Annotated in this window: 19 protein-coding genes; 4 read left to right on the plus strand and 15 right to left on the minus strand. The window is 73.1% G+C overall.

Translation table 11 applies throughout. The features are described 5' to 3' along the window. Positions 1 to 10 precede the first annotated feature (10 nt). From ACIBG6_RS15650 to ACIBG6_RS15660, 3 genes are all read right to left on the minus strand, one after another. Complete coding sequence (locus ACIBG6_RS15650) at positions 11 to 691, minus strand: AIM24 family protein (RefSeq protein WP_399223116.1); 681 nt, start codon at positions 689 to 691, stop codon at positions 11 to 13. Between the two features lie 14 nt (positions 692 to 705). Further along, positions 706 to 2,367 carry a TerD family protein gene (locus ACIBG6_RS15655; RefSeq protein ID WP_399223117.1) on the minus strand — a complete coding sequence of 554 codons (1,662 nt, stop codon included), beginning with the start codon at positions 2,365 to 2,367 and terminating at the stop codon, positions 706 to 708. 131 nt (positions 2,368 to 2,498) lie between these two features. After that, positions 2,499 to 3,074 carry a M48 family metallopeptidase gene (locus ACIBG6_RS15660; protein WP_399223118.1) on the minus strand — a complete coding sequence of 192 codons (576 nt, stop codon included), beginning with the start codon at positions 3,072 to 3,074 and terminating at the stop codon, positions 2,499 to 2,501. Positions 3,075 to 3,285: 211 nt separating this feature from the next. On the opposite strand from ACIBG6_RS15660, the gene ACIBG6_RS15665 reads away from it, so the two are divergent. Then, positions 3,286 to 4,437, plus strand: a complete 1,152-nt coding sequence (locus ACIBG6_RS15665) for a TOMM precursor leader peptide-binding protein (protein WP_399223119.1) — start codon at positions 3,286 to 3,288, stop codon at positions 4,435 to 4,437. A 41-nt stretch (positions 4,438 to 4,478) separates the two neighbouring features. Continuing rightward, positions 4,479 to 5,828 carry an ABC1 kinase family protein gene (locus ACIBG6_RS15670; protein WP_399223120.1) on the plus strand — a complete coding sequence of 450 codons (1,350 nt, stop codon included), beginning with the start codon at positions 4,479 to 4,481 and terminating at the stop codon, positions 5,826 to 5,828. Positions 5,829 to 5,850: 22 nt separating this feature from the next. Here ACIBG6_RS15670 and ACIBG6_RS15675 read toward each other — a convergent pair whose 3' ends face one another. The 5 genes from ACIBG6_RS15675 to ACIBG6_RS15695 all read right to left on the minus strand — a co-directional run bounded on the left by ACIBG6_RS15675 (position 5,851) and on the right by ACIBG6_RS15695 (position 9,691). Next, on the minus strand, positions 5,851 to 6,033 hold the full coding sequence (locus tag ACIBG6_RS15675; protein ID WP_024758716.1) for a hypothetical protein: 183 nt from the start codon (positions 6,031 to 6,033) through the stop codon (positions 5,851 to 5,853). A 114-nt stretch (positions 6,034 to 6,147) separates the two neighbouring features. Continuing rightward, a complete protein-coding gene (locus ACIBG6_RS15680; protein WP_399223121.1) occupies positions 6,148 to 6,471 on the minus strand; it encodes a hypothetical protein in 324 nt (107 codons plus the stop codon). After that, positions 6,468 to 6,836: a WhiB family transcriptional regulator gene (locus tag ACIBG6_RS15685; RefSeq protein ID WP_399223122.1), complete on the minus strand. Its 369-nt coding sequence runs from the start codon at positions 6,834 to 6,836 to the stop codon at positions 6,468 to 6,470. The genes ACIBG6_RS15680 and ACIBG6_RS15685 overlap by 4 nt, the downstream gene beginning before the upstream one ends. A 172-nt stretch (positions 6,837 to 7,008) precedes the next feature. Continuing rightward, positions 7,009 to 7,338, minus strand: coding sequence for a hypothetical protein (locus ACIBG6_RS15690; protein WP_399223123.1), 330 nt, complete (start codon positions 7,336 to 7,338; stop codon positions 7,009 to 7,011). A gap of 172 nt (positions 7,339 to 7,510) precedes the next feature. Continuing rightward, positions 7,511 to 9,691, minus strand: coding sequence for an ATP-dependent DNA helicase UvrD2 (locus ACIBG6_RS15695; protein WP_399223124.1), 2,181 nt, complete (start codon positions 9,689 to 9,691; stop codon positions 7,511 to 7,513). Between the two features lie 147 nt (positions 9,692 to 9,838). On the opposite strand from ACIBG6_RS15695, the gene ACIBG6_RS15700 reads away from it, so the two are divergent. Next, positions 9,839 to 10,096: a mycoredoxin gene (locus tag ACIBG6_RS15700; RefSeq protein WP_317598921.1), complete on the plus strand. Its 258-nt coding sequence runs from the start codon at positions 9,839 to 9,841 to the stop codon at positions 10,094 to 10,096. A gap of 100 nt (positions 10,097 to 10,196) precedes the next feature. Here ACIBG6_RS15700 and nudC read toward each other — a convergent pair whose 3' ends face one another. From nudC to ACIBG6_RS15735, 7 genes are all read right to left on the minus strand, one after another. Next, on the minus strand, positions 10,197 to 11,153 hold the full coding sequence (gene nudC / locus ACIBG6_RS15705; protein WP_399223125.1) for an NAD(+) diphosphatase: 957 nt from the start codon (positions 11,151 to 11,153) through the stop codon (positions 10,197 to 10,199). 122 nt (positions 11,154 to 11,275) lie between these two features. Further along, the gene (locus tag ACIBG6_RS15710) at positions 11,276 to 12,772 is read right to left on the minus strand and encodes a dipeptidase (RefSeq protein ID WP_399223126.1); all 1,497 of its coding nucleotides are present in this window, start codon (positions 12,770 to 12,772) and stop codon (positions 11,276 to 11,278) included. A 10-nt stretch (positions 12,773 to 12,782) separates the two neighbouring features. Then, complete coding sequence (locus ACIBG6_RS15715) at positions 12,783 to 16,190, minus strand: UvrD-helicase domain-containing protein (RefSeq protein WP_399223127.1); 3,408 nt, start codon at positions 16,188 to 16,190, stop codon at positions 12,783 to 12,785. A 93-nt stretch (positions 16,191 to 16,283) separates the two neighbouring features. Next, on the minus strand, positions 16,284 to 17,111 hold the full coding sequence (locus ACIBG6_RS15720; RefSeq protein WP_399223128.1) for a hypothetical protein: 828 nt from the start codon (positions 17,109 to 17,111) through the stop codon (positions 16,284 to 16,286). A gap of 121 nt (positions 17,112 to 17,232) precedes the next feature. After that, positions 17,233 to 17,991 (minus strand): hypothetical protein, encoded by a 759-nt coding sequence (locus tag ACIBG6_RS15725; RefSeq protein ID WP_399223129.1) that lies wholly within the window; start codon positions 17,989 to 17,991, stop codon positions 17,233 to 17,235. Between the two features lie 137 nt (positions 17,992 to 18,128). Then, positions 18,129 to 21,668 (minus strand): ATP-dependent helicase, encoded by a 3,540-nt coding sequence (locus ACIBG6_RS15730; RefSeq protein ID WP_399223130.1) that lies wholly within the window; start codon positions 21,666 to 21,668, stop codon positions 18,129 to 18,131. 224 nt (positions 21,669 to 21,892) lie between these two features. Continuing rightward, positions 21,893 to 22,258: an MGMT family protein gene (locus ACIBG6_RS15735; protein WP_399223131.1), complete on the minus strand. Its 366-nt coding sequence runs from the start codon at positions 22,256 to 22,258 to the stop codon at positions 21,893 to 21,895. Positions 22,259 to 22,426: 168 nt separating this feature from the next. Here ACIBG6_RS15735 and ACIBG6_RS15740 point away from each other — a divergent pair, with 168 nt between their 5' ends. Next, positions 22,427 to 25,069 carry a flippase-like domain-containing protein gene (locus ACIBG6_RS15740; protein ID WP_399223132.1) on the plus strand — a complete coding sequence of 881 codons (2,643 nt, stop codon included), beginning with the start codon at positions 22,427 to 22,429 and terminating at the stop codon, positions 25,067 to 25,069. Positions 25,070 to 25,071 lie beyond the last annotated feature (2 nt).

Below are 25,071 nucleotides of genomic sequence, written 5' to 3' on the forward strand. Positions count from 1 at the left end.
TCGCTCCCCCTCAGCCCCGGACCCGCAGGCGGTCGGTGCTGTCCTCGCTCGGCTGTACGACGACGATGCCCTGGCCCGAGAAGGCCATCTGGAAGGCCTCGCCGCTGCCCCGCCCGATGAGGGAGGAGGCCTTGAAGCTGCGCTTGCCCTTGACCTTGAGCGTCGGCGACCAGGCGACGAGCGCGTCGGGGTCGACGTACGTCTCGTCCTCGCCGCGACCGCAGTCGACGACGATCGGCGTGCCGCGCGAGGTGAGCGCGACCCAGCCCGTACCGGCGATCTCCACATTGAACAGGCCCTGGCCGGCGAACTTGGCGAGTCCCTTGACCCGCTCGACGCCCCACTGGAGGTGCGCGTCGAAGGCGAGCAGGTTGGTGCCGTTGACGGACAGGGAGTCGTTCTGGAGGTTGATCACGACGACGTCGGCGCCGTAGTCGGCGAGGTAGAGCAGTCCGTCGCCGGAGCACTTCATGATCGGCGCGCCCTCGCCCGTGGCCCACTCCTTGGCGACCTGGCGGACGGCGGGCGGGTTGGGCTCGTAGGTGATGAAGCCCTCGTAGGCGACCATCGAGCCGGTCCGCGCGTACAGCTCCTGGCCGGAGGCCATGGCGACCTTCAGCATGGCGCGGCCGTGGTTCTCCATCCGGGCCGCGACGGGGGTCGGGGCGTAGCCCGCGAGTTGCTGGTTCATGACTTCGGGCTCCCTCAGACCTCGTAGGGCTGGACGACGATGAAATTGCCGGGGGCGCCCCGGAACTGGAGGTTCACGGTCTCTCCGCTGTGGCCCGGGTAGGCGTTGCGGCGGAGCCGCACCTGGCTGGAGAGGATGACCTGGGACGCGGACGACCAGGCCACGACGGCGTTGCAGTCGGCGAAGGTGGTCGGCGTGACGGGCAGGACCACGGGGATGCCGTGGGTCTTCACGACGACGGTGCCGGTTCCCTGGAACTGCATGGTGAACAGGGCTCCGCCGGGGATGCCGTGCCCCTCGATGCGGCGGACCTCGTACTGGAGGGACTCGTCGAACGCGAGGACGTTCTCCGCGGAGACGCAGATGCCGTCGCCCTGGAGCTCGATCGGGTGCAGATGGGCGCCTTCCTCGGCGAGGAAGACCTGGCCGCGGCCGGAGCACCGCATCAGCTGCATCTCCTGGCCGGTGGCGTTGCCGACGATCCGGCCGGCGAAGCCCGCGCCCTTGTGGGAGAAGTCGACCTTGCCCTGGTACATGACCATGGAGCCCTGCCGGGCGAGGACGGGCGTGCCGCCCATGGCGAGGTCGACCCGCATGAGCTGCTGGTTCTGCGGGGTCCACCGGACGCCGGTGGCGGTCTCCTTGAACGGCGCGAGCGCGGCGGCGAGGCCCGCGCCGGTGGCCGGGACGCCCTGCGGGACGCCCGCGGGCTGCTGCCCGAACTGCGGCTGCTGGCCGTACGGGCCGGGGGCCGGCTGCCCGTAGGGAGGCTGCTGCGGCGGCTGGCCCTGGCCCGGGTACTGGCCGGGAGCCTGACCCGGGATCTGGCCGGGGTACTGCCCCGGGGCCTGGCCCGGGACCTGGCCGTACTGCGGCGGCTGCGGCGGCTGTCCGTACGGGGCGGGGGCCGGCGCGGGCGGCGGGACCTGTGCGGGAGCCATCGGCGCCACCATCGTGGGCGCCGTGTGGACCGGCTGCGCGGGCGCGACGGGCGCGGGCGGGGCCGGCGGGGCGCCGAACGCGGGCGCCGGGGCGGGCGGCTGGGGCGCGGCCGGTGCGGGCGCGCCGAAGGCCGGGGGCGCCGCCGCCTGCTGCGGCGGGGCGAAGCCGGGTGCCGGGGCCTGGGCCTGCGGCGCCGCGGGCTCCTCCTCGGCGACCTCGCCGCCGAAGTTCCGCAGGAGCGCGTCCAGGCCTCCGTCGAAGCCCTGGCCGACGGCGGCGAACCGCCAGACGTCCTTGAGGTAGAAGTCGCCGAGCATCACCGCGCGCTCGGTGGAGAACTCCGCGCCCGTGAAGGCGTACCGGGCGACTTCCTCGCCGCCGGCCACGATCCGCAGGTGGCCGGGGCCGACCTGGGACATCTGGCCGGCGCCGTCGATCGTCGCGGTGAACGACAGCTTGTGGATGTTCGCGGGGATGCGGTCGAGGGTGACGCGGAAGGACTCGGTGTCACCGGACTGGGCCCCGAGCAGCTGGATGGACTCCTCAGGCGACTTCGGCTGGTTGAAGAAGACGAAGTAGCGGTCGTCCGAGAGCCGCTCGTCCGCGTCGAGTCCGAAGCAGCTGATGTCGAAGCTGAGTCCGGGCGCCGCGATCTGCACACCCACGTACAGATCGGTTCCCGCGGTCAGATCGCTGATCTTGGCCTTGTGGCCGCGTTGGAATTCCCTGGCCATGCGTAACGACCGTCCCCCATCCCGAATGGCGAATGCTCGCGCCAGGCTAACCGCTGAGTGCGACATTGAGACAGGGCAGGTCGTTTTCGGTACGGAATCGGGAAACACGCGCGCTGCCGGTATCGGCCTTGTCACTCCTCGCGAGCGCCCGGGAGGTGCGGGAGCCGATCGGCGGCGACCACGCCCTCCAGGTAGCCGCGGGCCCGCTCGGTGCGCGGGTACGCCTCCAGGAGCCGCCAGAACCTGGGGCCGTGGCCAGGGACGAGCAGATGGGCCAGCTCGTGCAGGAGGACGTAGTCGACGACGTACTCGGGCATGCCCTGGAGCCGGTGGGAGAGCCGGATGCTTCCCTCGGAAGGGGTGCAGGAGCCCCAGCGGGTGTTCTGGTTGGTGACCCAGCGGACGGAGCCGGGGCGCGCCCGGCCGCCGAAGTACTGGTCGGACAGGCGCAGGGCCCGCTCGGTGAGCTCGCGGTCGCCGAGGACGCTCCGGCTCTCCTGGGCGGCGAGCTTGTCCAGCATGACGGTGACCCAGCGCTGCTCCTCCGCCTCCGACATGCGGGCGGGGATGAGCACGATGGTCCGGTCGCCCTCGCGGTAGGCGGAGACGGTTCTGCTGCGCCGGGCGCTTCTGCGGACCTCGACCGCACTCGTCCCCGAGCCGCGGGGCGGCTTGCTGGTCACGCTGCGCTGTGGGTCGGCGGGCACGGCCCCGACGTTACCCGCTGACGGTGGGGGAAGTCCTCCCTCCGGAGTCGTTTCGGGAAGGATCCGACCCCACCGCGCACCATTCGAATGACTAATCCCCCTGGCCTGTGGACAACTTTCGGCGGCCTTCGCGGCGGCGGGGCATTCTCGCTTCATGACGACGGAAGAGCCGTTGTCGATCTTGAATGCGGTCTTGGGCGGGGGCGGGGAAATGCATCCGATGGTGAAACCGGCGCTGCGTCGCGCCTGGCGGAGTCTCCAGTGTGTCCAGTTCGGGATCGCCCGCGCGCACGCGGTGGTGCTGAGTCCGGTCGACACGGGCACCGGCGAGCTCCTCGCGCTGCTCGACGGCACCCGGGGGACGGAGCTGCTGCGGGCCGAGGCGCGGGCACGCGGTCTGCCGGACGGACATCTGGAGGCGCTCCTCGGCCGGCTGGCGGCGGCCGGGCTCCTCGCGGACGCCTCGAACGGGCGGCCGGGGAAGGCGGGTCCGGGCGCCGGCCCGGTGGACACGGCACTCGATCCGCTCCGCGCCGACCTGGCCTCGCTCTCCGTCGTCCACCGCGAGCCCGACCGGGCGGTGCGGACATTGACCGCCCGGCGGGCGCAGCGCGTCCAGGTCCGCGGGGCGGGGCGGGTCGGGTCGATGGTGGCGGCCCTGCTGTCAGCGGCGGGCGTGGGCACGGTCGACGTGCTGGACTCCGGCCGGGTCGAGCCGTGGGAGACCGCCCCGGGCGGGCTGCCGGCCGAGGCCGTCGGCGAGCGCCGGGCGACGGCGGCCCGGCGTCTGGTGAGCCGCTGGGCGCGGGGCGGTGCCGGCAGAGCCGGAGCGTCCCCGCCGGGTGACGGCCGGGGCACGCCCGGGCTTTCACTCGTCGTGGTGACACCGCGCGACGGTCTCGGCGCGTACGTCCCCGACCCGCTGCCGGCCGGACCGTGGGTCACGACCGGCACACCCCACCTGTACGCGGGAGTGCTGGAGGCGACGGGGACGGTCGGGCCGCTCGTCCTGCCGGGTGGGACGGCCTGCGCCCGCTGTCTCCAGGAGGAGCTGACGGACCGGGAGCCCGTCCGGCCCCGGCTTCTCGCCCAGTGGCGCTCGGGCGCCCCGCATCCGCTGCCCGCCTGCGACCTGGCGCTGGCGACGGCCGTGGCGGGGCTCGCCGCCGCGCACGCGCTCGCGTTCCTGGACGGGGACCTGCCGGCCAGTACGGGCGCCCGCTGGGAGGTGTCCCTGCCGCTGTTGGGGTGGCGAACGGAGCGTCTGCGGCCGCACCCTGGCTGCCCGTGCGGGGCGGCGCGCGCCCTAGAAGGGGAGCGCGCCTCGGCAGCCGGAAGCGCGCAGGACACAATGGCGGGGTAACGGCCCTGCGCGACACGGCAGTCTGGGATTTGGAGGGGCGCATGTCTGATCTTCCCCGGAAGGCGGTCACCCGGACCGTCAAGTTGGCCGCGTTGCCACTCGGCTTCGCCGGGCGGGCCACATGGGGCCTGGGCAAACGGATCGGCGGCAAGTCCGCCGAGCTGGTCGCCCGCGAGCTCCAGCAGCGCACCGCCGAGCAGCTGTTCAAGGTGCTCGGCGAGCTGAAGGGCGGGGCCATGAAACTGGGTCAGGCGCTGTCCGTCTTCGAGTCGGCCCTCCCGGAGGAGGTCGCCGGACCGTACCGGGCGGCGCTGACGAAGCTTCAGGACGCGGCGCCGCCGATGCCGACGTCCACCGTCCACGCGGTCCTCGACGAGCGGCTCGGGGAGAACTGGCGTGAGCTGTTCCTGGAGTTCGAGGACAAGCCGGCGGCGGCCGCCTCGATCGGGCAGGTGCACCGGGCGGTCTGGCACGACGGCCGCGAGGTCGCGGTGAAGGTGCAGTACCCGGGCGCCGGGGAGGCACTGCTCTCGGACCTGACCCAGCTGAGCCGCTTCGCCCGGCTCCTCGGGCCGCTCGTGCCGGGGATGGACATCAAGCCGCTGATCACCGAGATGCGGGACCGGGTCTCCGAGGAGCTGGACTACGCCCTGGAGGCGACCTCCCAGCGCGAGCACGCGGAGGTGTTCGCAGACGATCCCGACGTGGTCGTACCGGCGGTGGTGCACCAGTCGGAGCAGGTCCTCGTGACCGAGTGGATGGACGGGATCCCGCTCTCGGAGGTGATCGCGGACGGCACGGAGGCCCAGCGGGACCGCGCGGGGCAGCTGCTGGCCCGCTTCCTCTTCTCCGGTCCCGCGCGCACCGGCCTGCTCCACGCCGACCCGCACCCGGGGAACTTCCGGCTGCTGCCGGGCGCCGAGGGGGACGAGGATCCGGCGAGCTGGCGTCTCGGCGTCCTCGACTTCGGCACCGTGGACCGGCTCCCGGGCGGACTGCCGGAGACGATCGGCGTGTGTCTGCGGATGACGCTCGCCGGTGAGGCCGAGACCGTCTACGAACTGCTCCGCACGGAAGGGTTCGTCAAGGATTCCGTCGCCCTCGATCCGGACGCGGTCCTCGAGTATCTGCTCCCGATCATCGAGCCGGCCGAGGCGGAGACGTTTCTGTTCACCCGCGGCTGGCTCCGCGCGCAGGCCGCCCGGATCGCCGACCCCCGCTCCCCCGCCCACCAGCTGGGCAAGCAGCTCAACCTGCCGCCCTCGTACCTGTTGATACACCGTGTGACGTTGAGCACCATCGGGGTGCTGTGCCAGCTCAACGCGACGGTACGGCTACGGGACGAGCTGGAGGAGTGGCTGCCCGGCTTCGTCGCGCCGGACGGCGACTGAGTTCCGCCGCCGCGAGGGCCGGTCACCACCAGGCGGAGTCGAGCCGGCCTTCGATGGCGCGGATGTTGGCGCGGGCGCAGTCCTCGCAGAAGTACTCGCGCCGGCCGTTCTCCACCGAACACGTCCAGGTCAGCGGGAGGGTGTCGGTGGTCTTGCCGCAGCGCGCGCAGGCGAGGGGTGCCTCGGGGGTACGGGCGTCGTTCACCCTCGTGACGATAGCCCGGCGGAGGCGCCTCGGCCCGGGCAACGCACCGCGGGGGCCGGTCCGTTCGGACCGGCCCCCGCGGGCGCGCCCCTGAGGGCGCGGGGTGGAAACCCCTTAGTTCATGACGGCCATGGCCAGCGCGCGGCGGGCGCGCAGCGAGACGCGCTCGGCGCGGCGCTGCATGCGCCGGGCGGCGACCAGGCGCACGGCCTGGCGTTCCGCCTCGGCCTCACGCTGCCGCTCGTGCATATGGGCACGAGCCAAGGCTTCTGGGATGAGTTGCATTTCGCGGATCCTGTTCTGACGCGCGGTGTGCGCGGCGGTGGTGGAGAAGTCGGGGGTCGCGGAGCCGATGGGCTCGATGGCGGAGGAGATCATCGGGGCCTGCTTCTGGGGATCGTGCGTGAAGGGATGGTCGATGGTTCCGGTGGCGCTCATGCCGCGACCGGGTTCTTGCGCGGACGGCCACGGGGCCGCTTCCGGGCGACGACCACGCCCTGGACGAAGAGCTCGCCGCCCCAGACGCCCCAGGGCTCGCGGCGCTCCTGGGCGCCGGCGAGGCAGGCAGCCATGAGCGGGCAGGTCCGGCAGAGGGACTTCGCGTACTCGACGTCGGCGGGGGACTCCGCGAAGAAGACCTCGGGGTCGTAGGCGCGACAGGGAACGGGGACGCCGAGGTTCTCGATGGCGTCGTCGAGCGCGGTGAGCGCGGTGAGGGGGGTCAAGGTGGGGTCCTCCGTGGAACCGGGCAGGGTGATCGAGTCGGAAGGCGGTACGGACGGGGCGTGCGCTTCGAGTTGCACGGTGGTCTTTCCTCGTCTGGTCGTTCCGGCCTGTTGGGCCGGGGTTTCGGCTGGTACCGGGTGGTTCTGCCCGAGGCCCCTTCGCTCCGTCATCCCCGTTCGGGGACAAACAGAAGGGCCGCGGATCCCGGGTGGGGTTCCGCGGCCCTGAAGGCGCCGGTCTGATCATGGATCAGACTGGATCACTCCAGGGTTCGAGCCCACGGAAGGCCCACATCATGTGGTGGTGCGTCGTCGTCTGCCGCTGCTGGATTCCGGCACCGGTCGCGGCGAAGGCATAGGCCGTGGCCTTGCCCGCTGCTCCTGCTTCCAGTGCCTTGGTCGGTCGCTCATTGCGCTCGATGGCGGCCACGCCGAGACCGGACAGACCGGTGACGGGCAGACCGCTGCCAAGGAACGCAGCGCCGGAGAGGCCGAGCGAGCAGGCGGAGACGATCGCGCGATCGGTCATTTTGGCGGTGCTGACGAAGCCGGCGGTGCTGGGCTTGATGATGCTGATCACGGGTAATCGCCTCCTCTCGGCGTCTCGGAGGGGTTCGGGCGCGAGCCCTGACCCTCATATGTATTTGGACAAGTACAGCACGAAGACAGGGCTTCTAAGAAGCCACCGTGTCCGTGGTTAAGAACCTATGGCGCTTGACGGGGCAGGCGCAAACTATTTTCGCGACGAGTTTTCACGAGACTTCGTCCTCCCCCGTCCTTCCCTCCCCACCTGCGCAGATGGCCAGGACGTCGGCTCCGAAGCGGTCGAGCTTGCGGACGCCGACGCCGGAGATCGAGGAGAGCTCGCCGTCGGTGGTCGGGACGCGCTCGGCGATGGCCATGAGCGTCTTGTCGGTGAAGACGCAGTAGGCGGGCTGGGCCAGCTCCTTCGCCTGCTCGGCGCGCCAGTCGCGGAGCCGCTCGTAGAGCCCCTCGTCCATGTCCGAGGGGCAGTCCTCGCAGCGCATGAGCTTCATCGCGCCCGCCTCGGTGAGCGTCGCCCCGCAGACCCGGCACAGGACGGGGCCGCGCGGCTTGCGCCGGCCGCCGGTGAGGCCCCGCTCGATGCCTCCGGCCCTGGCGACGGTGCCGGAGCCGAGGGAGCCGGAGCCGGGTCGCAGCCCCTTGAGGAAGCGGGTGGGGCGCCGGGAGGCGCGGCCGCCCGGGGCGCGGGACAGCGCCCAGGAGAGCGAGAGGTGGAGGCGGGCCCGGGTGACGCCGACGTACAGCAGGCGGCGCTCCTCCTCGACCTGCTCGTCGGTCTTGGCGTACGTGATGGGCATCATGCCCTCGGTGAGGCCGACCAGGAACACCGCGTCCCATTCGAGGCCCTTGGCCGCGTGCAGCGAGGCGAGGGTGACGCCCTGGACGGTCGGCGCGTGCTGGGCGGCGGCCCGCTCGTCGAGCTCGGCGACCAGGTCGGAGAGGGTGGCGCCGGACTTGGCGCGGGCGAAGTCCTCGGCGAGCCGGACGAGGGCGGCGAGCGACTCCCAGCGGTCGCGGACCGCGCCGGAGCCGGACGGCGGCTTGGTGGTCCAGCCCTTGGTGGAGAGGACGGCCCTGACCTGCGAGGGCAGGTCCTCGGCGTCGTCGAGGAGGGAGTCGTTGCCGCCGGCGCGGGCCGCGCCGCGCAGGGCGATGCCCGCTTCCCGTACCTCCTGGCGCTCGAAGAAGCGCTCGGCGCCGCGGAGCTGGTAGGGCACTCCGGCGTCGGCGAGGGCCTGCTCGTAGACCTCGGACTGGGCGTTGATCCGGTAGAGGACGGCGATCTCGCCGGCCGGGACGCCGGCGGCGATGAGGTCCCGGATGCGGCGGGCGGTGCCCTCGGCCTCGGCCGGTTCGTCGGCGTACTCCGTGTAGGCGGGCTCGGGGCCCGGGTCGCGCTGGGAGATCAGCTCCAGGCGGTGCTCGGCTGCCCGGCCGCGGGCCTGGCTCAGCAGCCCGTTGGCGAGGTGGACGACCTGCGGGGTGGAGCGGTAGTCGCGGACGAGCTTGACCACCGTGGCGTTCGGGTGACGGTTGCGGAAGTTCAGCAGGTGGTCGGGGGTGGCGCCGGTGAACGAGTAGATGGTCTGGCTGGCGTCGCCGACCACGCAGAGGTTGTCGCGGTCGCCGAGCCACAGGTCGAGCAGCCGCTGCTGGAGCGGGGAGACGTCCTGGTACTCGTCCACGACGAAGTGCTGGTACTGGCGGCGGATCTGCTCCGCGATGTCGTGCCGGTCCTGGAGGATGCCGACGGTGAGCAGCAGCACGTCCTCGAAGTCGATCACCGAGCGGTCGCGCTTGAGCTGCTCGTACAGCGCGTAGATCTGGCTGATCTCGGCCGGGTCGCGCGGGGCGTCCCTGACGGACTTGGCGACCGCGGCCGGATAGTCGGCGGGGACCGTCTGGGTGACCTTGGCCCATTCGATCTCGCCCGTGACGTCGCGCAGCTCGTTCCGGTCGAGCCGGATGCGGCAGCGGGCCGCGGCGTCGGCGACGAGCTGGATCTTCCGGTCCAGGAGCCGGGGCATGTCGCCGCCGACGGCTTTCGGCCAGAAGAACTGGAGCTGGCGGAGGGCCGCGGAGTGGAACGTCCGGGCCTGGACTCCGCCCGCCCCGAGCTCCCGGAGCCGGCCGCGCATCTCGCCGGCGGCGCGGTTGGTGAACGTGACGGCCAGCACACTGGCGGGCTGGAGTATCCCCGCCCGCACTCCGTACGCGATCCGGTGGGTGATGGCGCGCGTCTTGCCCGTGCCGGCTCCCGCCAGCACGCACACCGGGCCGCTCAGGGCCCGTGCGACCTCGCGCTGCTCGGGGTCGAGCCCGTCGAGCACCGCGTCGGCCGTCTCCGGGACCTGCGGGAAGAGAGTGGAGTGCGTTGCTGCTGTCACCTGTCCATGCTGCCAGGTCCGGCGAGCTCGGTGCGGCGGCTTGTCCACAGGCGGGAGGCGCCGGTCATACGAATGCCGGGAATGGGAGGGCCGGGGCGTACGTTCTTCTTCTCGGCACCCGTCAGCGAACAAGAGGAGCGCCAGGCCATGCAGGGCACTGTGACGATGTACAGCACCACGTGGTGCGGCTACTGCCGTCGGCTGAAGAGCCAGATGGACCGCGAGGGCATCGCGTACTCGGAGATCAACATCGAGCAGGACCCGGAGTCGGCGGCGTACGTCGAGAAGGCCAACGGCGGCAACCAGACCGTTCCGACCGTCCGCATCGTTCCCGTCGCCGGCGGCGACGAGGTCGTCATGACGAACCCGAGCCTCGCGCAGGTGAAGCAGGCGCTCGGCGCCTGACCCCGCGGCCCACGAGCCCGCGACCCACGACCCCGCGACTCACGAACCCCGACCGGAAGTCCTCCGGTCGGGGTTCCGTGTTTCTCGGACGACGTCCTTCTCAGACCACGTCGCCCGGCTTCGGGAGCGGCTTGCCGTACCAGCGCTCGATCAGGCGGGAGGCGATCGAGATGCCGTACGGGGGCAGCACCTCGCCGGACTCGAAGCCGGCCGCGAGGTCCTCGCGGGAGAACCAGCGGGCCTCGTGGATCTCCTCGCCGTCCACGTCTATCTCCGAGGAGGTGGCGCGGGCGAAGAAGCCCAGCATGAGGCTGGACGGGAATGGCCAGGGCTGGCTGGCGACGTACTCGACCTCGCCGACCGTGACACCGGCCTCCTCGAAGACCTCGCGGGCCACCGACTGCTCGATGGACTCGCCGGGCTCGACGAAGCCCGCGAGGGTCGAGAAGCGGCCCTCCGGCCAGTGGACCTGGCGGCCCAGCAGGGCCCGGTCCTGGTCGTCCGTGACCAGCATGATGACCGCCGGGTCGGTACGCGGGTAGTGCTCGGCGCCGCAGGCCTGGCAGCGCCGGATGTGCCCGGCGGCGGCGATGACGGTGCGGTCGCCGCAGCGCGAGCAGAAGCGGTGGAGGCGCTGCCAGTTCTCCAGGGCCACGGCGTGCACCATGAGTGCCGCGTCGCGGTCCGAGAGCAGCAGGCCCGCCTCGCGCAGCCCCGCCGGCCGGGCGGACTGGTCCATGCGGCCGGGCAGGGAGTCCTTCTGGAGCGCGAAATAGGAGACGCCCTCGGCGTCCGTGCCCAGGAAGTAGCGGTGGGTCTCGGTGACGGGCGCCTCGAACGCCGGGGTCATGACGAGCTCGGTGGTGCCGTCGGGCCGGTCGTCGATCAGCACCTGGCCCCCGGAGACCACGAAGACACGGGTCGTGGGGTGGCTCCAGGCGGCCGCCAGCCACGCCTCGTCGAGGCGGTGGTGAGCAGCCCGGTCGATGCCGCTCGGTGCGGTCAGCGAGATCGGACGGTCCGGCCGGTCCGTTGACGCGTGCTTCAAGTCGCTCACAGGTGCTTCCAACTCCCCCGGATCGGTGTGTGGGCCAGGGCCTGTCCGGCGGATCAGGGTCGGATAGGCCGCGGCGTCTGGTGCGGTGCATCGCAAGGCGCCGGAGCGCCTCGATAGCGGAGCTATTGGGGCGTTTCGGCAACGCGGCGAGGTGCCGTGCCAGACGTCGCGGACCCGGCCGTGATCCGCCGGACAGGCCCTGGGCGCGCGGCGCTGTCGAGGGCGGCGGGCAGGTCGCCCCACAGGTGAGCCGTGGTCTCGACGCCCTTCATGAGGAGATCGAGTTCGATCTTCTCGTTCGGGGCGTGCCAGCCGTCGGACGGGACGGAGATGCCCAGGAACAGCACGGGCGCCTCCAGGACGTCCTGGAGGTCGGCGGCCGGCCCGGAACCGCCCTCGCGGGTGTAGCGGACCTTGGCGCCGTCGAAGGCCCTGCTCATGGCCCGGGCCACCGCCTTGAGGGCGGGGTGGTCGAGAGGGGTGAGGCAGGGGCGGGTCGGGGCGCCGAAGACGATCTCGTACCGGATGCCGGCGGGGACGAGCCCGGCGAGCCAGTCCCGCACGGCGAGCTCGATCTTGGCCGGATCCTGGCCGGCGACGAGCCGGAACGACAGCTTGAGCTGGGCGGACGCGGGGACGATCGTCTTGCCTCCGGGGCCCTGGTAGCCGCCGCCGATGCCGTTGACCTCTGCGGTGGGGCGGGCCCAGACCCGCTCCAGGGTGGAGAAGCCGGCCTCGCCGAGCGTGCCGTGGGACTTGGCCGTACGCAGCCAGGCCGCCTCGTCGAAGGGGAGCTCGGCGACGAGGGCGCGCTCGGCGTCGGAGAGCTCGGTGACGCCCTCGTAGAACCCGGGGATCGCGACGCGCTCGGTCTCGTCGTGCAGGGCGGCGACGATCCGGCCGGCGACGGTGGCCGGGTTCGGCACGGCGCCGCCGAAGGAGCCGGAGTGGATGTCCTGGTCGGGGCCGTACAGCTCGATCTCGCAGTCGGCGACCCCGCGCATCCCGGTGCACACGGTGGGGGTCGTCTCGGACCACATGCCGGTGTCGGAGACGATCACGGCGTCGGCGGCGAGCCGCTCGGCGTGGGTCTCGACGAGCTCGCGGAAGTGCGGCGAGCCCGACTCCTCCTCGCCCTCCACGATCAGCTTCAGGTTGACGGCGGGGGCGGTGCGGCCGGTGACGGCGAGGTGGGCGCGGACCCCGAGTGTGTGGAAGAACACCTGGCCCTTGTCGTCTGCGGCGCCCCGCGCGTACATCCGGCCGTCGATCACGGTCGGCTCGAAGGGCTCCGTGTGCCAGCCGTCCTCGCGGGCCGCGGGCTGCACGTCGTGGTGGCCGTAGACGAGGACCGTCGGTGCGTCCGGGTCCCCGGAGGGCCACTCGGCGAAGACCGCCGGGGCGCCGTCCGTCTCCCACACCTCGACCGTGGCGAAGCCGGTCTCCGTGAGCTTCGCGGCGAGCCATTCGGCGCTGCGCCGGACGTCCCCGGCGTGGTCCGGCTGCGCCGACACGGAGGGGATGCGCAGCCACTCGGCCAGGTCGCCGAGGAAGGCGGCGCGGTGCTGCTCGATGTACGTACGCACGGCGTGGACGGCGCTGTCCGGGGTCTCGCTCATGCCTCCGAGCCTATCCGGCGCCGGAGGGTGCCCCGCCCAGCAGGATGGCCTCCAGCTCGGCCCGGCCGGGCAGGCGCGCGGGGCGGGCGACCTCGCCCGTACGGACGTAGACGAAGGCGGCCGTGACGTCGTCGGGCGCGAGGCCGTGCTGCTCGGCCCAGGCGAGCCGGTAGATCGCGAGCTGGAGGGGGTCGGCGGTGCGGTGGTGGCTGGTCTTCCAGTCGACGATCTCGTACGCGCCGGTGTCCTTGTCCCGGTAGACGGCGTCGATCCGGCCCCGGACGACCCGGCCCGCGAGGGTGAGGTGGACGGGGACCTCGACGCGGTACGGGGAGCGGTGGGCGTACGGCGTGCGGGCGAAGGCCTCCTTGAGGTCGTCGAGGTCCCGCTCGTCGAGGATCTCGGGCTCCCCCGCGAAGTCCTCGCCGCCGGGCAGGTCCTCGGGGCCGAGGAACGGCAGCGGCAGCTCCTCGAAGCGGGACTCCACCCACGCGTGGAACCGGGTGCCCCGGCGGGCCGCGGGCTGCGGCGGCTTGGGCATGGGGCGGGCCAGGTCCTGGGCGAAGCCGTCGGGGTCGGCGGCGAGGCGGAGCACCTGGGAGGCGGAGAGGTACGGAGGGAGGAGGACGTCGCGCGTGGTGGCGCGGGCGCGGCGGAGTTCTGTGGTGAGGGCGGTGAGGTCGCGGTCCCAGGAGGCGATGGTGCGGAGCTCCTCCGGGGTGAGGGTGCGCTCCGGGACCGTCGCTTCCGGGTCCCGCGGTGCCGGCACCGCGTCCGCGTGGGTGTCCTCCGGGAGGGTCTCTTCGTCCCAGACGGGTTCCTCGTCGTCGGGCCAGAGGTCCTCGGGGTGCGGGTCCGGGAGGTCGGGCGCTGCGCTCGGGGGGTGGTGCCCACCCTCCCCCAGAGGGGGGACCCCCAGCCCCTGCGGAACGTATGCCCGCAACCGGGCGGTCACGGCCTCCGCCGCGGCGCGGCGCCTCGTCAGCGCCTCCGCGTCCAGCGGGAGGGGCCAGGCCTCGTCCTTCGTGTTCTCCGTCAGGGACGGGTTCTCCGCGTCTTCCTCCGGGGTTTCCGCCCAGGACTCGATGTCGCCGTGGCCGGCCTCGCAGTGGTCGTAGAGGGCCTGGAGGAAGTCCGAGGGGCCTCGGGGCTTCTTCTGGGACGGGCCCCACCAGTGGGCCGAGCCGAGGAGGAGGGAGCGGGGGCGCGTGAAGGTGACGTAGCCGAGGCGGAGCTCTTCCGTGTGCTGGTGGTCGCGCATGGCGTTCTTGAACGACGTGAGGGACTTCGCGTCCCAGGTGTGGATGCCCGGCAGCGTGTCCGCGTCGCCGCGCAGGGCGTGTGGGAGCACCTGGGGCTGGGACGTCCACGCCTCGCGGGCGCGGGCGCTCGGGAACGCTCCGGCGACCAGGCCGGGGACGGCGACGACGTCCCACTCCAGGCCCTTGGACTTGTGGGCGGTGAGGACCTTCACCGTGTTCTCGCCGCCCGGGAGGGCGTTGTCGAGGCCCTTCTCGAACTGGACGGCCGTGCGCAGGAAGCCGAGGAAGGCGAGCAGGCTCGCCTCGCCGTCGAGGGAGGCGAACCCCGCGGCGATGTCCAGGAAGTTCGAGAGGGTCTCGCGGCGGCGGGCGGCCAGCGCGTGCGGGGAGGCCGAGAGCTCGACCTCCAGGCCGGTCGTGCCGAGGATCCGGTGCAGCACGTCCATGAGCGGGTCGGCGAGCGAGGTGCGCAGGGAGCGCAGCTCGGCGGCGAGGCGCGCGAAGCGGACCCTGGCCTCGGTGGAGAAGGGCAGGCCGTCGTCGGCGGCGCCGCCGGAGTCGAGGAAGGTGTCGAGCGCGTCGGCGAGCGAGATCACCTCCGCCGGGTCGACGCCCTCGACGGCGGCGGCGAGCCGCTGCTCGGGGTCGGGGTCGTCGCCGCCCCGGTGGACGAGGAGGCGGGCGCGGCGGCCGAGGAGGGCCAGGTCGCGGGGGCCGATCCGCCACCGGGGGCCGGTGAGGAGGCGGACGAGGGAGGCGTTGGCCCCCGGGTCCTGGAGGACTTCACAGACGGCGACCAGGTCCGCGATCTCGGGCAGGTGGAGGAGGCCGGAGAGGCCGACGACCTCGACGGGCACGTCACGGGCGACGAGGGCGGCGTGGATCGCGGGGAAGTCGGTGGCGGTCCGGCACAGGACGGCGATCTCGCCGGGCTCGCGGCCGGTGCGGACGAGGTGGGCGAGGGAGTCGGCGAGCCAGTCGATCTCCTCGGCGTGGGTGGGCAGCAGGGCGATGCGGACGCTGCCGTCCTGCTCCGCGCCCGGCGCGGGGCGCAGCGCCTCGACGCCCGCGTGCATGGCTCGCAGGGGGGCGGCGAGTCGGTTGGCGAGGTCGAGGAGACGGCCGCCGCTGCGCCGGTTCTCGGAGAGGGAGTAGCGGCTCGCGGGGCTGCCGTCGGCGCCCGGGAAGTGCTCGGGGAAGTCGTCCAGGTTGGCGACGGAGGCGCCGCGCCAGCCGTAGATGGCCTGGCAGGGGTCGCCGACGGCGGTCACCGCGTGTCCGGTGCCCTGGCCGAAGAGGCCGGAGAGCAGCAGCCGCTGGGCGACGGAGGTGTCCTGGTACTCGTCGAGGAGGACGACCCGGAACTCCTCGCGCAGCAGGCCCCCGACCTCGGGGCGGGTGGTGGCGAGCTCGGCGGAGAGGGCGATCTGGTCGCCGAAGTCGAGCAGGTCGCGGGAGCGCTTCGCGGCGCGGTAGCGGACGACGAGGTCGAGGAGCTCGCGGCGGGCGGCCGTGGCCTCGGGGATCTTGCGCAGCTCGGCGTTGCTCAGCTTGGCGCCGGCGAGGGCGGTGAGGAGCTCGGAGTCGTACGCCGTGAGGTCCCGGGGCCGTACGAGGTGCTCGGCGAGCTCGCCGTCGAGGGCGAGGAGGTCGGTGATCAGGGTCGGGAAGGACTTGGTCAGCGCCGGGTACGGGCCGGGGGCCTCGCGCAGGACGCGCGCGGCGAGCTGGTAGCGGGTGGCGTCGGCGAGGAGCCGGGCGGTGGGCTCCAGGCCGATGCGGAGGCCGTGATCGGTGAGGAGCTGCCCGGCGAAGGCGTGGTACGTGGAGATGCGGGGCTCGCCGGGGGGCTCGTCCGGGTCGATGACGTCGGGGTCGGTGACCCCGGCGCGGACGAGGGCGGTGCGGACGCGCTCGGCGAGTTCGCCCGCGGCCTTGTTGGTGAAGGTGAGCCCGAGGACCTGCTCGGGGGCGACCTGCCCCGTGCCGACCAGCCAGACCACGCGGGCGGCCATCACCGTCGTCTTGCCGGAGCCGGCTCCGGCCACGACGACCTGCGGGGCGAGCGGCGCGGTGATGCAGGCCGTCTGCTCCGGGGTGAACGGGATGCCGAGGAGCTCCTTGAGCTGCTCGGGGTCGGTGAGGTGTGCGGTCACCTCAAAGAGGCTAACGCGACCGACTGACAGTGCGGCCCGGCCCGGCCGTCACCAGGCGCTCACCATGGCCTCCCGCGCGGTCCGCGACCGGGCTCACGCGGGCTGGCCCGGGTCCAGCTTCGAGAGGTCCACCGTCTCGTCGGCGGGCGGGACGACCACGTCGACGGGCTTGTCGTAGTCGGAGAGCAGCATGGAGCCGGGTTCGTCACCGCCCGTCTTGACCATCTTGAGGATGTAGGGCTTGCCCTCCTGGGAGACGGAGACGGTGGTCGTCTCGCCGCCGGTCTTCTTCTTCACCAGCGTCGCGACGGGGGTGTCGTCCACCTCGCCGTCGGGCCCGCGCACCAGACCGCTGCGCTCCGCCTTGTCCTTGTCGAGGTCGGCGAGGAGCCCCTTCAGGTCGCAGACGCCGCCGAGGTCGCCGCTGCCCGCCTGTCCCGGGGCGATCTTCAGCCAGCGGCCCTTGACGAGCTCGATCGTGGCGTCGATCTGTGGCTCGGGCATCCCCTGGGAGGCCATGGAGACGCGCCAGAAGGCCTCGTCGCCCTTCATGTACGTGATGTCGTCGACGCGGCGCAGCTCGGCGGTGCCGCCGTCGATCTTCATCACGCCGGTGCACTCGTCGCGGTCGTTGACGGCGAAGTCGATGTCGAGCGGCTGCCCGTCCGCTGCGACCCGGCCCACCATGCGGAGCGAGGTCGCGGACTGGGTGGCGGTGACCGCCCGCTCGGCGATCTCGTCGGGGGTGAGGTCCGCGAAGGGGTCGGGGGACGGCGTCGGGGCCGGGGCCTGGGCCTGGACCACCGCTGGGGCCTGGACCACCGCTGCCGGCGCCGCCCAGGCCGCCGCCGGCGCGGGACCCGCGAGGGCGGCGGCGGCACAGACGACGGCTGCGGCGCGGAGCTTTCGGTGGGACGCCATGCGAGCCTCCTCGCGGATTCCCCGAGTCCCCTGACCCTTGTTCACCCTTGTCCACCAGGGTCGCCCCACACGCGCGCGCCCGCGACCGGGCGGGGCGGGTGGGGCGGCGGGGGTGGGTGAGTCAGGAGGCGCCGGCGAGCTCCGCCATGTCGACGACCTGGTCGGCCGGGGGCGCGGTGACGGTGACCGGCTTGTCGTACTCGGTGAAGGTGACCGTGCCGGGCTCCTTCCCGCCGGCCTCCACGACACGGAGGATGTACGGCTTGGCGGAGTCCTTGGCCACGTAGAAGGTCGTGGTCTCGCCCTTCGTGGCCTTCGTCGTGAGGGTGGCGGCGGGCGTGCCGTCGACGTCGGCGTCGTCGCCCCGGGTCAGGCCCTTGCGCGGCGTGTCCTCGTCCATGTCCTTGACGATGGTCTTGAGGTCACAGAAGGCGTCGGGGCCCTCGTCCCCGGCCGGCATCTTCATCCAGCGGCCCTTGAGCAGCGCGGACATGGCGCCGGCCTCCTCCGCCGAGCCGCCCTCCTCGCCGGCGGTGGAGCTCCAGAAGGCGTCGTCGCCCTTCATGTAGCTGACGCCGCCGGTGCCGATCAGCTCGGCCTTGCCGCCCTTGCCGGCCGCCTGCATCGAGCCCTTGCAGGAGCCCTTGTCGTCGACGGAGAAGTCGACCGTCATCTCCTGGCCGTCGGTCTTGCCCTGGCCGTTCATGTGGAAGGAGGTGGCGGCCTTCGTGGTCGCGACGGCCTTGTCGACGATGGCGTCGGCCGCGAGTCCCGCGAAGGGGTCGGCGGCCTTGTCGTCGCCCTGGGAACAGCCCGTGGCACCCGCGACCACGGCCACACAGACCGTCGCCGCGACCCAGAGCTTCCGATTGGCCTTCATCCGCGTACTCCTCAGCGTTTTCACAGCGTGTCTTCACAGCGTCCTTATGCGGGACGCCGTGAAGAGTGACGTGCGAAGACGAACAAAGGGTGTACGTGGCGGAACGTGACGTTCCGCACAGAGTGTCGCTCGACTCGTCACTCGACGATCTGGCGGCCCTCCGGCTGGGCGCTGCACGAGGCACGGAAGGCGCAGTTCGCGCAGTGCTGGCCGGTGGTGGGCGTGAAGCGCTCGTCGAGGACCCGGCCGGCGGCGGTGGCGAGCAGGTCGCCGACCCACTCCCCTTCCAGGGGCTGCTGGGCCTGGACCTTCGGCAGGGCGTCCCCGCCCTCCTTCTTCGGGGCGGCCTGCCGCAGCTGTACGAGCTCGGCGCCGCCCGGCTCCGGCCGGCGCCCGTCGAAGACCTCGTCGAGGGCTCCTTCCCGGACCGCGAGCTGGTAGACGGCGAGCTGCGGGTGGTGGGCGACCTCGTCCCGGGTGGGAGCCGCCTTGCCGGTCTTGAAGTCGACGACGTAGGCGCGGCCGTGCTCGTCGGTCTCGACGCGGTCCATGGAGCCGCGGATGCGGACCTCGTACTCCCCCGCCTCCAGGGTCACGTCGAAGCCGTGCTCGGAGGCGGCGGGGGTGCGGCCGCCGCGGTCCATGACGTGCCACTGGAGGAAGCGTTCGAGCGCCACGCGCGCGTGGGCCTTCTCCTGGGCCGACTTCCAGGGGGCGTCGAAGGCGAGGGCGTCCCAGACGGAGTCCAGGCGGGCCATGAGGACGTCGAGGTCGGCCGGGGTGCGGCCGGAGGCGACCTCGTCGGCGAGGACGTGCACGACGTTGCCGAAGCCCTGGGCGGCGGTGGCGGGGGCGGCGGCCTTGACCTCGCGGCCCAGGAACCACTGGAGGGAGCAGGTGGTGGCGAGGTTCTCCAGGGCGCTCGGCGAGAGGGCGACGGGCAGGTCGCGGTCGCGCAGCGGCACCGTGCTCTGCGTCGGCTCGAACAGCCCCCACCAGCGGTCCGGGTGCGCGGCGGGCACCAGCGGCTGGCCGTCCTCGTCGGCGAGCGCGGCGAGGGAGGCGAGGCGGTGGGCGGCGGCGTCGCGGAGCGCGGGCGAGGCGGCCGGGTCGACGGTCGTCGCCCGGAGCTCGGCGACCAGGGCGGAGACGGCGAGGGGACGGCGGGGTCGGCCGGGCACCTCCGTCGGCGCGACGCCGAACTCGGTGAGGAAACGGGAGGGCTGGTCGCCGTCCTCCGCCGGTGCCTTCACTGCGGTGACGACGAGACGGTCGCGGGCGCGGGTGGCGGCCACGTAGAACAGGCGGCGCTCCTCGGCCAGGAGGGCGCCCGGGGTGAGGGGCTCGGCGAGGCCGTCGCGGCCGATGCGGTCGGCTTCGAGGAGGGAGCCGCGGCGGCGCAGGTCCGGCCAGAGGCCCTCCTGGACACCGGCGACGACGACGAATGCCCATTCGAGACCCTTGGAACGGTGGGCGGTCATGAGGCGGACGGCGTCGGGGCGGGTGTGGCGGCGGGTGAGGGTGTCGGCGGCGATGTCCTGGGCGTCGAGCTCTTCGAGGAAGTTGAGGACACCGCGGCCGCCGACGCGCTCCTCGGCGCGGGCGGCGGTCTCGAAGAGGGCGCAGACGGCGTCGAGGTCCCGGTCGGCGTTGCGCCCGGCGGGCCCGCCGCGCAGGGCGGCGCGCTCCAGGCGCCCCGGCCAGGGGGTGCCGTTCCAGAGGACCCAGAGGGCCTCCTCGGCGGTGCCGCCGGCGCCGAGGAGGGTGCGGGTCTCGCGGAGGAGCTCGCCGAGGCGGCGGGCGCCGCGGGCGTACGAGGGGTCGTGGGCGACGAGGCGCTCGGGCTCGGCGAGGGCGCGGGCGAGGAGGACGTCGGAGGGGGGCGGGAGCTTGTTCCCGCCGGCTCGCTCCTCGTCGCGGAGGGCGCGGCCCAGGCGCCTCAGGTCGGCCGGGTCCACCCCTGCGAGGGGGGAGGCGAGCAGTTCGAGCGCGGTCTCGACGGTGAGCCAGCCGGCGGTGTTTGCCGGCCCTTCAGCCTCCTGCGCGGCCGCGGGGCCATCGGGCACGGGGTCAGAGCGGTACGCCGACGGTGCGGCCGCGTGGGTGGTTGTGCCCACCCTCCCCCAGAGCTCCGCCTGGGAGGTACCCCCAGCCCCGGCGGAACGCATGCCCACAACCAGGTCCGGCCCGAGGGCGGGCTCGTCCACAACCAGGTCCGGCGTAGGCGCCGGCTCGTCCACAACCAGGTCCTGCGTAGGCGCGGGCTCGTCCGCAACCAGGGACTGCGGGGGCGGGCCGCCCGGCCTCGCGACCGCGCGAAGCGCGAGGAGCAGGGGGGACACGGCGGGTTCGTGGCGGAGGGGGGTGTCCGCGGCGTCCGTTTCCACCGGGACGCCCGCCGAGGTGAGCGCTCGGCGGAGGGACGGGAGCGTGGCGGCGGCGCGGGTGAGGACGGCCATGTCCTGCCAGGGGACGCCGTCCTCCAGGTGCGCCCGGCGCAGCAGGTCGGCGATGTTCTCGGCCTCCGCCGAGGCCGTGGGGTACGTGTACGCCTCCGCCCTGCCCCCGTCCCGCGCCGCCGCGAGCTCGCGGTGTTCCCGGACCTTGGCGGCGGGGAGGCGGGTGAGCGGCATCCGCTGGGTGAGCAGCCGGGTCGCCCCGAGGAGCTCCTGGCCCGCGCGGCGGGAGGTGCGCAGGACGCGCACGTCGTTGCCGCCGAAAGCGGCCGGGAAGTCGAGGATGCCGTTCACGTCGGCGCCGCGGAAGGCGTAGATCGACTGGTCCGGGTCGCCGAAGGCGACGACCGTGCTCCGCCCGCCGCCCGTGAGGGCGTGCAGGAGCCGGACCTGGGCCGGGTCGGTGTCCTGGTACTCGTCGACGTACACCGCGTCGTACGCGGGCAGCGTGACGCTCCCGGCGAGCAGGACGGCCCGGTGGACGAGCTCCGTGTAGTCGAGGACGCCCTGGAGGTCGAGGACGTCGAGGTACTCGGCGAGGAAGCCGGCCGCCGCCTTCCAGTCCGGGCGCCCGACGCGCTCGGCGAAGCGGGCGAGCGCGTCCGGGCCGAGGCCCAGCTCACGCGAGCGGGCGAGGACGGCCCGCACCTCGTCGGCGAAGCCGCGGGTGGTCAGGCAGGCGCGCAGCTCGTCGGGCCAGCCGACCCGCCCGAGGCCGGCCTTCTCCAGGTCGATCTGGCCGGCGAGCAGCTCGCGCACGGCGAGGTCCTGCTCGGGTCCCGAGAGCAGCCGCAGCGGTTCGGCGAAGAGCTCGGCGTCCTGGTGGGCGCGGATCAGGGCGTAGCAGTACGAGTGGAAGGTCGTCGCCTGCGGCGGGCGCCGGCCGCCGAGCCGGGTGGCCATCCGGTCGCGGAGTTCGACGGCGGCCTTGCGGCTGAAGGTGAGGACGAGGAGGCGTTCGGGGTCGGCGCCCCGCTCCATCCGGGCCGCGACCGCCTCGACCAGCGTCGTCGTCTTTCCGGTGCCGGGTCCGGCGAGGACGAGGAGCGGTCCGCCGGTGTGGTCAACCACTTCCCGCTGGGCTGCGTCCAGCTGAGGGGGATCCAGCGGGGCCGGCGCGGTACGCACCAGTCGGTACGCGCCCGGGGTCCGCTGCCGGCCCGGACCCGGGTACGGCTGTCCCTGGTGCGGCGTGTGCCGGGTGGTGGAGGAGGAGCTCACGTGGTTCGCCGGTCCTGGGGGATGTGGTGGTGCGGGTGAGGCGCCGATGCGCGGCGGCCGTCGCCGCGGAAGACGCGAACGTCGACGTTACGCGAAACGGACCGCCGCCGAGCCGTACTCCGTCCCTGATCCCGAGCCGTGCCCCGTACCGGCGCCGCCGCCGTACGCCGTACCGCGTCCGCTCCACCGGGCCCGCACGGCCCGTACCCCCCGGGGCTCCGGTCTCAGGTGTGAGTTCCGTCCCAGCGGGCCCGCCGCATGTCGATCCTCGGTACGTGTCCGTCGGCCGCCGGGCCCGCCTCGCGCAGCGGGGTGCCCTCCTCGCGGTAGTGGCCGAGGGCCCGCAGTTCGTGTCCGGGGAGCAGCGTCCCGTCCGCGCGGACGACGCGCCACCACGGCGCCGTCCCGCCGTACAGGGCCATCACCCGGCCGACCTGACGCGGCCCTCCCTCGCCCAGCCATTCGGCCACGTCGCCATAGGTCATCACCCGGCCGGGCGGGATTCCGTCGGCGACGTCGAGCACCCGTTCCGCGTACTCGGGCAGTTCTCCGGTGTCCCCCACGGGTTCCTCCACGCTCATCCGTCTCATCCTGCCTCACCCCACCGACATGGCCCTGATGCCTCCGCGCGGCGGCTCTTCGTGCCACCATCGTCCGGGCGGTGACTGGTGATACGAGATCAAGAGCGACAAATACAAGAACGAGAACGAGAACAAGAGCAAGAGCGGGAACGACACGACGCACATGCAGAGACGGACATGGTGATGGGGCAGGACACGCAGCCTCCCGAGGAGGGCGAGGCCGACCTGCCCGAGCGGGTCTCCGGGGACGAGCCCCTGCTCGCGGCCCGCGTCCACCGGCCCTCCGACCTGATGCGGCTGCTCGCCGGTCTCCTCGCCATCGGCCTCGTCATCGCCGTCGCCGCCTTCGCGCACGCCACGACGTCGGGCCTCGAAGAGGACATCAACAAGGGCGCCGGCGGCGCCCCCGACGTCTTCGTCAAGATCGCCGGTCTCGTCTCCTCCATCGCCGTCCTGCTGGTCCCGGTCGCCTTCGCCATCGAGCGCCTGATCAAACGGGACGGACTGCGCATCGCCGACGGCGTCCTCGCCGCCGTCCTCGCGCACGGCGTCACCCTCGCCACCGACCTCTGGGTCGCGCAGGCGGCGCCCGGCACCATCCAGGACGCGCTGACCCAGCCGCAGTCCGGCGGCGGGCTCACCGACCCGGTGCACAACTACCTCGCTCCGGTCATCGCGTACATGACCGCCGTGGGCATGGCCCGAAGACCTCGCTGGCGGGTGTCGCTCTGGGCGGTGCTGCTGCTCGACGCGTTCACGATGCTGGTGGCGGGCTACACCACGGCGCTCTCGATCATCCTGACCGTCCTGATCGGCTGGACGGTGGCCTACGGCACGCTGTACGCCGTCGGCTCCCCGAACGTCCGGCCCACCGGCCAGACCCTCCTCGCCGGCCTGCGCCGGGTCGGCTTCCGGCCCGTGACGGCGCTGCGCGCCGAGGGCGTGCCGGACGCGTCGGACATCGGTGACCGGGGCCGCCGGTACATCGTGACCCTGGAGGAGGGGGAGCCGCTCGACGTCACCGTCGTCGACCGCGAGCAGCAGGCCCACGGCTTCTTCTACCGGATGTGGCGGCGGATCACGCTGCGGACGATCACCACCCGCCGGTCGATCGTCTCGCTGCGCCAGGCCCTGGAGCAGGAGGCGCTCCTCGCCTACGCGGCCATCGCCGCCGGGGCGAACGCACCGAAGCTGATCGCCACCTCGGAGCTCGGCCCGGACGCCGTGATGCTCGTGTACGAGCACATCGGCGGCCGGAGCCTGGACTCGCTCGACGACCACGAGATCACCGACGAGCTGGTACGGGGAGCCTGGCGGCAGGTGCGGGCGCTCCAGTCGCGCCGGATCGCCCACCGCAGGCTCGCGGGCGACGCGATTCTGGTGGATCGTTCCGGCAGGGTGTTCCTGACCGACCTGCGGGGCGGCGAGATCGCGGCCGGGGACCTGATCCTGCGGATGGACATCGCGCAGCTGCTCACCACCCTCGGCCTGCGGATCGGGGCGGAGCGGTCGGTCGCGGCCGCCGTGGAGATCCTCGGCCCGGACAGCGTCGCCGACTGCATGCCGCTGCTCCAGCCGATCGCGCTGAGCCGCTCCACGCGCGCGACGCTGCGGAAACTGGCGCGGGAGCGGTCGCACCGCGAGCGCGAGGCCGTGCTCGCCGACTCCGAGGCGGCCAAGCGCGAGCGGGAGCGGGCGAAGGCGGAGGCCGCCGCGGACAAGACCGTCGAACGGTCCGAGACGAAGGCCGAGAAGAAGGCGGACAGGAAGGCCGAGAAGCGGGCCCTCGACACGGCGCTCGACGAGGCCCGCGAAGAGGATCTGCTCGTGCAGATCCGGCAGCAGGTGCTGCTGATCCGCCCGCAGGCGCCGGTGGAACCGGTCCGTCTCGAGCGGATCAAGCCGCGGACGCTGATCAGCATGATCGCGGGCGCGGTCGCCGCGTACTTCCTCCTGTCCCAGATCGCCCGTACGCCGCTGTCGACGATCAGCGAGGCGGACTGGCGGTGGGTGGCGGCGGCGGTCGTGTTCTCCGCGGTCAGCTACCTGGCGGCGGCGATGAGCCTGCTGGGCTTCGTCCCGGAGCGGGTCGGGTTCTGGCGGACGGTGGTGGCGCAGGTCGCCGGCTCGTTCGTGAAGATCGTCGCCCCCGCGGCGGTCGGTGGCGTCGCCCTGAACACCCGCTTCCTCCAGCGCTCGGGCGTACGGCCCGTGCTCGCGGTGGCGAGCGTCGGCGCCTCGCAGCTCTTCGGGCTCGGGGCGCACATCCTGCTCCTGCTCCTCTTCGGCTACCTGACGGGGACGGAGAAGACGCAGTCGTTCAGCCCGTCGAGGACGGTCATCGCCGGACTGCTGACGGTCGCGGTGATCGTCCTGGTGGTGACCGCCATCCCGTTCATGCGCAAGTTCGTGTCGACACGGCTGCGCTCGCTCTTCGCCGGTGTCGTGCCGCGCATGCTGGACGTGCTCCAGCGGCCGATGAAGCTGCTGACCGGCATCGGCGGGATGCTGCTCCTGACCGGCGCGTTCGTGTTCTGCCTGGACGCCTCGATCCGGGCCTTCGGCCACGGCAACCACACGGTCAGCTACGCGAGCGTGGCCGTCGTCTTCCTCGCGGGCAACGCGATCGGTTCGGCGGCGCCGACCCCGGGCGGTGTCGGCGCGGTCGAGGGCGCGCTCATCGCCGGTCTGGTCGCCATCGGTCTGCCCATCGAGGTCGCCACGCCCGCGGTGCTCCTGTACCGCCTGCTGACCCTGTGGCTCCCGGTGCTCCCCGGCTGGATCTGCTTCAACTGGCTGACGAAACGCGAAGCGCTGTAGCG

The organism is Streptomyces sp. NPDC050842, from assembly GCF_044456565.1.
In the GTDB taxonomy this organism is placed as follows: domain Bacteria; phylum Actinomycetota; class Actinomycetes; order Streptomycetales; family Streptomycetaceae; genus Streptomyces.